Here is an 8,554-nt window from a genome sequence, read left to right as displayed (position 1 = left end):
GCCTGCCGCCCCGTCATTCGCGCTCCCGGCGGTGACCGGGGGCGCACTCAGTACGAGCGCGCACATGCGTCACGCACACGATGCGCGCAACATTCGTGCAGCCCGACGCCCCTCGCACCTGGGTGCATTTTCAGCGGCGGACTCCCCGGCCTCGGCACGATGACGTCATCGAAATCATCGGAGCCCGATCGAGAAAGGCCCCGATTCGGAGCAAGGAGGCAGCAGTGGGACTGAGAATCGTCGTCGCCGCGGATTCCGCCGGAATCGAGTACAAGGAAGTCCTCAAGAAGGATCTCGAAGCCGATCCCCGAGTCGATGAGGTCATCGACGCCGGCCTCGCGCCGGGCGAGGAGGTCGACTACCCCCACGTCGCAGTCAAGGCCGCGCGCCTCATCGCCAAGGGAAGGGCCGACCGCGGGCTCTTCGTCTGCGGCACCGGCATGGGCGTCGCGATGGCGGCGAACAAGGTCCCCGGCATCCGCGCCTCCGTCGCGCACGACTCCTTCTCCGTCGAACGCCTCATCAAATCGAACAACGCTCAGGTCCTCACCTTCGGCGAACGCGTGATCGGCCTCGAACTCGCGCGCCGACTCGCGAAGGAATGGCTCGGCCACACCTTCGACAAGACCTCGACCTCCGCACCGAAGGTCGCCGCCCTCGAAGCCTACGATGCCGATCCGGCGTACGAACCGGCGATCTGACCCAGAACACGGGGTCGCCCGTTTGCGAGCGCGGGCGGCCCCAGCGCCCCTCCGGGGGCGAGGCTCGCGCGATCCCCTCCGGCCCCTACTCACCGTCGAGACGGGCCCCGTTTCTCTTCAAGGACGAAGACATGACACCTGATGCAGTTGCGACCTTCGCGTCCAATTTCGACCTCTTCTGGCTCATTCTCGCCGCCGCCGGCGGAGTGTTCGGCACAATGATCGGTGCGAACTACGCATTCTCCTTCACAGGCGTGACGATCCTCCTCGGATTCGGCGTCGCCGCGGCCACCGGCAATACGATGGTCCTCGATTACATCTCCTTCGGCCCGGCCTTCGGTCCGCACATCGCCTTCGCCGGCGGCGTCGCAGCCGCCGCCTACGCGGCGAAGAAGGGCTACCTCGCGTCGGGCGGCAAGGACGTCAACAGCCCGCTCGTCGGCCTCGGCAGAGCGGATGTCCTCCTCATCGGCGCGCTCTTCGGCGTCGGGGGCTACCTCTTCCAGCGGCTCGTCACCCACATCCCGTGGTTCGGCTCCCACACCGACTCAATCGCCTTCACCGTCGTCTGCTCCGGCGTCCTCGTCCGCATCCTCTTCGGACGCACCGGCGTGTTCCACTCGATCACCAAGCCCGAGGGCACCACCCGCTGGCTCGACTGGCAGGAGACCCCCGGCCAGCTCCTCACCGTGTCCGCCTCCTCCGGCCTCTTCGCCGCAGGCATCGCGACCATGCTCGTCGGCTACATCGCGCCCCTCTCTAAGAATCCCGAGGCCATCATCGCGAACGCTCAGGTGATCCCCTTCGCGATTTCGGCCCTGTGCATCTTCTTCGTCGCAGGCGGCCTGAAATTCCCGGTCACCCACCACATGACGATCTCCGCGGGCCTCGCCGCCGTCCTCTTCTTCAATGCGACCGGCTCCGGCTTCCTCGCGATCAGCGTCGGCACCGTGTTCGGCGTCCTCGCGGGCTTCGCGGGCGAGTACTTCGCGCGGCTCGCCTACGCCCACGGCGACACGCACATCGACCCACCGGCCGGCGTCATCTGGCTCATGAACACCCTCGCGGTCTCCAGCGCAGCGCTCATCGCCTGACGCGGAATCCGCGGCACCGCACGGCACGAGAAAGGAACGGACGGTGGAAACAGCAGCCGAACTCACTGCATGGCCCGAACGCCTGTACGAAGCCTACGTTTTCGACATGGACGGCACGATCTACTTGGGGGACCACCTGCTCCCCGGGGCGAAGAGGCTCATCGAGGAGCTCCGCCGACGCCGCATCCCCGTCCGCTTCCTCTCGAACAATCCGACGAAGGACCCCGAGCAGTACGCCGCCAAACTCGCCGGGCTCGGCCTGCCGACCCCGATCGAGGAAATCGCGAACACCGTCGTCACGACGACCCGCTGGCTCCTCGAGAACAAGCCGGGCCTCACCGTCTTCCCGATCTCTGAAGAACCCCTCAAGCGGGCCTTCGCGAAGGCGGGGATCCGGATGAGCGAGAACCCCGAGGAGATCGACGTCGTCGTCGCCTCCTACGACCGGACCTTCGACTACCGCAAGCTCCAGATCGCCTTCGACGCCATCTGGTTCCACAAGCGGGCCGTCCTCATCGCGACGAACCCCGACCGCTTCTGCCCCTTCCCCGGGGGCCGAGGCGAACCCGACTGCGCATCGATCATCGCCGCGATCGAGGCATGCACGAACACGAAGTGCGAAATGGTCGTCGGCAAGCCCGACCCCGTCATGCTCTCCGCCGCACTCGGCGACCTCGACGTCGATCCGGCGAACTGCGTGATGGTCGGCGACCGCATCATGACCGACATCCAAATGGCGGTGAACACGGGCATGCACTCCGCGATGCCCCTCACCGGCGAATCCACCCTCGCCGAGGCGCTCGACCTCGACGACGAGCACCGCCCCACCCACGTCCTCGACCGGATCGACCGGCTCATCCCGCGCGCCATGTGGGACGAGATCGGCTGGAGCGAGGACAACGATCCCATCGTCTGATCCGCGGGACGGCCCCGACCCATGACGCTCGGCCACCCGCACCGCCAGTACCGCTCCTGAGCGGCCAGAAAGGAAGAGACCGAAATGGTTGCACCCGGATACGAAGGCCCCTTCGTGATCGGCTTCGATTACGGCACCGAGTCGTGCCGCGCGGCGATCTTCGACCTCGCCGGCCACCCGATCGCCTTCGCCGCGACCCCCTACAAGACCTACCACCCGCGCCCCGGCCAAGCGGAGCAGAACCCCAGCGACTGGTGGAACGCCCTCGTCGCCTCGACCCGCAAGGTCCTCGACGAGACCGGCATCCCCGCCCGTCACATCGCCGGCATCTCCTACGACGCGACGACGATGACCGTCGTCGCGATGGACGAGAACGGGCGCGAGCTGCGCAACGCGATCATGTGGATGGACGTCCGCGCGACAGAGCAATCGGCCCGCGCCGAAACCATCGACCACTGGGCGCGCCTGTACAACGGCGGCGGCACGATGCCCGCCACCGCCGAGTGGTACCCCTTCAAGGCCGCCTGGCTCAAGGAGAACGAGCCGGAGACCTACAAGCGGGCCCAGCGCCTCGTCGACGCCCCCGAATGGCTCACCTACAAGCTCACCGGCGAGTGGACCCTCAACATCAACTCCGCCGCACTGCGCATGTACTACAACCGCGACAAGGGCGGCTGGCCCGTCGAGTTCTACGAGCACATCGGCTGCGGCGACGTCTTCGAGAAGATCCCCGAGAAGGTCTGCGATCTCGGCGTCCCGATCGGCGGCCTCTCCGTCTCCGCCGCCCAGGAGCTCGGGCTGCTCCCCGGCACCCCGGTCGCCCAGGGCTGCGCGGACGCGTGGGCCGGCCAGATCGGCCTCGGCGTCGTCTCCCCGGGCAAGACCGCCGTCATCACCGGCTCCTCCCACGTCATCACCGGCCAGTCCGGCAGCCCCCTCCACGGCGAAGGCTTCTTCGGCGGCTACACCGACGGAGTCATCCCCGGTCAGTACACCTGCGAGGGCGGCCTCGTCTCCTCCGGCTCAGTCCTCAAATGGTTCAAGGACAATTTCTGCAGGGACATCACCGGCGCCGCCGAGCGCCTCGGCATGAACCCCTACAAGATCCTCGACGAACGCGTCGCCGACATCCCCGTCGGCTCGAACGGTCTCATCATCAACGAGTACTTCCAGGGCAACCGGACGCCCTACACCGATTCCAGGGCGCGCGGCATCATGTGGGGCCTCACCCTCGGCACGACACCCGAGCAGGTCTACCACGCGATCGAGGAGGCGGTCTGCTACGGCACCGCGCACGTCCTCAAGGCCTTCAAGAACGCCGGATTCGCCTCGACCGAGCTCGTCGCCTGCGGCGGCGCCACGAAGTCGCGCGACTGGATGCAGATGCACGCCGACGTCACCGGCCTGCCCGTCACCCTCACCGAGGTCGGCGACGCGGTCGTCCTCGGCTCGTGCATGCTCGCCGCCGTCGGCTCGGGCCAGTACCAGTCGATCCAGGACGCGGCCCGCAACATGGTCCGCGAGACGGCGCGCATCGAGCCCCGGCCCGAGGTCCACGAGGAATACCAGTTCTACCTCGAGAAGTACATGGAGACCTACCCGCAAATGCAGGAGCTCTCCCATCAGATGGTTGATCACCTCGCGTGAACGCCAGGAAAGAGTAACGACATGCCTCAGGAATTGATCGAGCAAGCGCTGAAGACAGCGACGGACACGAAGGACATCCTCTTCGGCACCGACGTCCTCGGCCGCACCGGTGAGCTCTTCGCCCGCGTCTTCCCCGGCGCCCGCGTGCTCGTCGTCGCAGACACCAACACCTTCGCCGCTGCCGGGGAGGAGGTCGTCGCCTCCCTCGTGGCTGCGGGCGTCGCGGCTGCCGAAGAACCCTACGTGTTCCCGGGCACCCCGACCCTGTACGCCGGATATGAGAACGTCGAGATCCTCCGCGAGCACATCCGCCCCCTCGAGAACACCGTCGTGTGCTCGATCGCCTCGGGAACACTCAACGACATCGCAAAACTCGCGTCGGGCGAGCTCGGGCGCCAGTACATGAACGTGTGCACCGCCCCCTCCGTCGACGGCTACGCGTCCTTCGGAGCCTCGATCTCGCGCGACGGCTTCAAGATCACGCGCGAATGCCCGGCCCCCGCCGCCCTCGTCGCCGATCTCCGCGTCATCGCCGCCTCTCCGAAGCGCCTCATCGCGACCGGCTACGGCGACCTCATCGAGAAAATCCCCGCCGGCGCGGACTGGATCCTCGCCGACGAGCTCGGCATCGAAGCGATCGACGACTACGTGTGGTCCCTCGTCCAGGGGCCCCTCCGCGACGCACTCGCAGACCCCGAGCGGATCGGCGAGGGCGATATCGAGGCGATCACCGGGCTCGCCGAGGGCAACATCATGTCGGGCCTCGCGATGCAGGCCGCCCAGTCCTCGCGCCCTGCCTCGGGCGCCGGGCACCAGTTCTCCCACGTGTGGGAGATGGAGGGCCATGGCCTCGACTGGGAGCCCCCGCTCTCGCACGGCATGAAGGTCGGCGTCGGCACGGTCGCCTCCTGCGCGATCTGGGAGGAGGCCCTGAAGATCGACGTCGGGGCGATCGACGTCGAAGCGATCGTCGCCGCGGCCCCGAGCGACGAGGACGTCGAGGCGAAGGTCCGCTCGCTCATGAGCCCACGGATCGTGGACGAAGCCGTCAAGCACACCGTGTTCAAGAACCTTCAGGGCGATGCGCTGCGCGCCCGTCTCGCCGATCTCAAGCGCGTGTGGCCAACGGTCATCGAGCGGGTCCGTCCGCAGCTCATCTCGCCGGATGAAGCCGCCGAGCGACTCGAGAAGGTGGGCGCCCCATTCCACCCGGAAATGATCGGCATCGACATGGCGCGCTTCCGCGAGACTCACATCAAGGCTCAGATGATTCGCTCGCGCTACACCATCCTCGACGCCCTCGTCGACATGGGCCTGCTCGACGCGGTCATTGAGAAGCTCTTCTCCCCCGAGGGCTACTGGGGACGCCACCCCGGCGCCTGACCCCGCAGCTCTCGTGATTCCCGGCCCCGTCTCATCGAGGCGGGGCCGGATCTCCGCAGGGCCCTCCGCCCCGCACGCATTCCCCCACTCGAAGAGGACACCTCATGGTCAACGACGACCCCACGAACACCTACACCATCGGACTCGACTTCGGCACGCTCTCCGTACGGGCCGCAGTCGTGCGCGTGAGCGACGGCGAGGTCCTCGCCGACGCCGTGCGCGAGTACGCGACACCGATCATGGACCGAACGCTCACCGTCGCGGGCGGAGTTCCCCTTCCGCCCGGCTACGCCCTCCAAGTCCCCGGCGACTACCTCACCGCGATGCGCGAGGCGGTGCCCGATGCGATCCGGGCCTCCGGCATCGATGGCTCCCGCATCATCGGCATCGGTCTCGACTGCACCTCGGCCTCGGTGCTCACGACCGACGCTGAAGGCCGCCCGATGTGCGAACACTCCGAGTTCGCCTCCGAACCTCAGGCGTACCTCAAACTGTGGAAGCACCACGGCGCTCAGCAGCAGGCCGACCGTATCGTCGCCCTCGCGAAGGAGCGCGATGAGGAATGGCTCCCCCGCTACGGAGGGATCCTCTCGTCCGAGATGCTCCTCCCGAAATCCCTCGAACTCTTCGAACGCGCTCCCGAGCTCTACGCCCAGACCGCCGAGATCCTCGATCTTGTTGATTGGCTCACCTGGGTGCTGTCCGGCACCCTCGCCTACGCCGCGGGCGACTCCGGATACAAGCGCATGTACCAGAACGGGAAATACCCCGATCCGGATTTCCTTGAGGCGCTCGCGCCCGGGTTCGGGAAGGTCTTCACCGAGAAGATGAGCCACCAGATCGTCCCCCTCGGCTCCTGCGTCGACGGTCTGCGCGAGGAGTGGGCGATCGCCTTCGGCGTCCCCGCCGGGATCGCCGTCGCCGCCGGCAATATCGACGCGCACGTTCAGTGCGTATCCGTCGGCGCGATCGCCCCGGGTCAGCTCACCGGTATTCTCGGCACGTCCTCATGCTGGATCCTCCCCTCGGCGACTCTCGAGGAGGTCCCCGGAGTTTTCGGGGTCGTTGATGGTGGCGTGAGCGAGGGCGCATGGGCCTACGAGGCAGGGCAGTCGGCCGTCGGCGACATCTTCGCCTGGTTCGTTGACTCCTCGGTGCCCGTCTCCTATCTCGAGGAGGCCCGCGTTCGCGACGTGTCGGTCCACGAGGTTCTCACCGAGCGCGCGGCGAAACAGAAGGTCGGGGAGCACGGCCTCATCGCTCTCGACTGGTGGAACGGAAACCGGTCGACCCTCGTCGACTCACAGCTCTCCGGCCTCATGCTCGGGCAGACCCTCCGGACGACCCCGGAGGACCAGTACCGTGCCATCCTCGAATCGACGGCCTTCGGCGCCCGCGTCATCATCGAGAACTTCGAGGCGCACGGAGTACCGGTAGAGGAGATCTTCATCGCCGGCGGCCTGCTGCGGAATTCATTCCTCATGCAGATGTACGCCGATGTCACGCGGCGCCCGCTCAGGACCGCCCGCACCCTCCAGGCGGGCGCCCACGGTTCAGCGATCTTCGCCGCGGTCGCGGCTGGCGCGTACGAGGACGTGGCCGAGGCCGTGAAGGCAATGGCGGGCGTCTCTGAGGTTTCCTATGAACCGAACGAGTCCTCCGCGGTGGCTTACGATGCGCTTTACACGCAGTACAGGAAGCTGTACGACCTGTTCGGACGGGAACTCGAAATGATGCACGACCTTCACGGAGTGCGCGTGGAGGCGCTCAGCGCGAGCGCCCGCTAAGGGGGATGAAAGGCATCATGGACGGCGATCGCGAACTGCTCGTGCTCCGAGCAGCGCAGCTCTACTACTACGAGAACATGACGCAGGACGCGATCGCCGACCGTATGAACTGCACGCGGTGGACAGTCGGCCGTCTCCTCGAAGAGGCCCGTCAATCGGGAATCGTTTCGATCACGATCAATCACCCGAGGGCGCGCGTGCGCGACCTCGAGAAGGAGATCATCTCCAGGTTCGGGATCGTGGAGGCGATCGTCGTCCGCGCACAGGAGTCCCTCGCGGCGACGGGCGCGCTCGTCGCCTCCGCGACGGCGGACTACATCACCGCGATACGCCCGACTCCGCGTTCGCTCGGCATCGCCTGGGGGCGTTCGCTCACCGCGGTCGCACGTGCGATGCCCGACGAGTGGACCTCTGGCCTCGACGTCTACCAGATGTACGGGGGGCTCGTCCGTTCGAACGACGATGAGGTCGCCGATTCGATCGGCCTCATGGCCAGGCGCGGTCACGGTGTCGGTCATATGATCCCCGCTCCGGCGATCGTCACGGACCCCGATCTGGGGATCCGTTTGCGGCGGGAGCCGTCGGTTGCGACAACCCTCGAAGCGGGACCGAGCTCCGATCTCGTCGTCTTCTCCCCCGGGATCCTCGAACCCGAATCGGTTCTCGTCCGTTCGGGTTTTCTCACGGCGCGCGGCATGGACAGGCTCCGCGGCCTCGGCGCAGTCACCGATCTCTTCTCGCATTTCGTCGACGCCGAGGGCAGACCAGTGTCGGCGGAGCTCGAACATCGGACGATCGCCGTCACTCTCGACGCCGTGAAGCGGGCGAAGCGCACGCTCGCGATCGGCTGGGGCCCGAGCAAGGCCCGCCCTCTCGTCGTGTGCATGCGCTCCGGTCTGGCGAAATCCATCATCATCGATGAAGACACGGCTCGGCTAATCCTCGAGCTCGGTGCCTCCGCGTGACCGATCGGGGCGCTCGCCCGCTGAGAATGGTGAAAGCGGCCGCGAACCGAAAGGTTCGAGT

The 8,554-nt window shown here is 67.0% G+C and carries 7 protein-coding genes; all 7 read left to right on the top strand.

Annotation, left to right across the window (positions count from 1 at the left end; translation table 11 throughout):
- The first annotated feature begins 224 nt into the window (after positions 1-224).
- On the top strand, positions 225-701 hold the full coding sequence (locus tag ACQY7V_RS02190) for a ribose-5-phosphate isomerase (protein ID WP_235362192.1): 477 nt from the start codon (positions 225-227) through the stop codon (positions 699-701).
- 131 nt (positions 702-832) lie between these two features.
- Entirely contained in the window at positions 833-1,795 is a 963-nt protein-coding gene (locus ACQY7V_RS02185; protein WP_154476377.1) for a hypothetical protein, read from the top strand.
- A 106-nt stretch (positions 1,796-1,901) separates the two neighbouring features.
- Positions 1,902-2,711, top strand: a complete 810-nt coding sequence (locus ACQY7V_RS02180; protein ID WP_428638687.1) for an HAD-IIA family hydrolase — start codon at positions 1,902-1,904, stop codon at positions 2,709-2,711.
- 84 nt (positions 2,712-2,795) lie between these two features.
- A complete protein-coding gene (locus tag ACQY7V_RS02175; RefSeq protein WP_320772541.1) occupies positions 2,796-4,358 on the top strand; it encodes an FGGY-family carbohydrate kinase in 1,563 nt (520 codons plus the stop codon).
- 21 nt (positions 4,359-4,379) lie between these two features.
- On the top strand, positions 4,380-5,741 hold the full coding sequence (locus ACQY7V_RS02170; RefSeq protein WP_428638684.1) for a sn-glycerol-1-phosphate dehydrogenase: 1,362 nt from the start codon (positions 4,380-4,382) through the stop codon (positions 5,739-5,741).
- A gap of 104 nt (positions 5,742-5,845) precedes the next feature.
- A complete protein-coding gene (locus tag ACQY7V_RS02165) occupies positions 5,846-7,528 on the top strand; it encodes a ribulokinase (RefSeq protein WP_235362196.1) in 1,683 nt (560 codons plus the stop codon).
- Between the two features lie 17 nt (positions 7,529-7,545).
- Positions 7,546-8,493 carry a sugar-binding transcriptional regulator gene (locus tag ACQY7V_RS02160; RefSeq protein ID WP_154476369.1) on the top strand — a complete coding sequence of 316 codons (948 nt, stop codon included), beginning with the start codon at positions 7,546-7,548 and terminating at the stop codon, positions 8,491-8,493.
- The last annotated feature ends 61 nt before the right edge of the window (positions 8,494-8,554 follow it).

Origin of the sequence: Schaalia sp. (assembly GCF_050312375.1) — a bacterium.
Lineage (GTDB): Bacteria > Actinomycetota > Actinomycetes > Actinomycetales > Actinomycetaceae > Pauljensenia > Pauljensenia hyovaginalis.
This window is presented reverse-complemented; position numbering and strand designations above follow the sequence as displayed.

Coding starts and splice junctions, on each gene's coding strand:
- ACQY7V_RS02175 (WP_320772541.1), top strand. CDS start 2,796: ATGGTTGCACCCGGATACGAAGGCCCCTTCGTGATCGGCTTCGATTAC.
- ACQY7V_RS02185 (WP_154476377.1), top strand. CDS start 833: ATGACACCTGATGCAGTTGCGACCTTCGCGTCCAATTTCGACCTCTTC.
- ACQY7V_RS02170 (WP_428638684.1), top strand. CDS start 4,380: ATGCCTCAGGAATTGATCGAGCAAGCGCTGAAGACAGCGACGGACACG.
- ACQY7V_RS02180 (WP_428638687.1), top strand. CDS start 1,902: ATGGACGGCACGATCTACTTGGGGGACCACCTGCTCCCCGGGGCGAAG.
- ACQY7V_RS02160 (WP_154476369.1), top strand. CDS start 7,546: ATGGACGGCGATCGCGAACTGCTCGTGCTCCGAGCAGCGCAGCTCTAC.
- ACQY7V_RS02165 (WP_235362196.1), top strand. CDS start 5,846: ATGGTCAACGACGACCCCACGAACACCTACACCATCGGACTCGACTTC.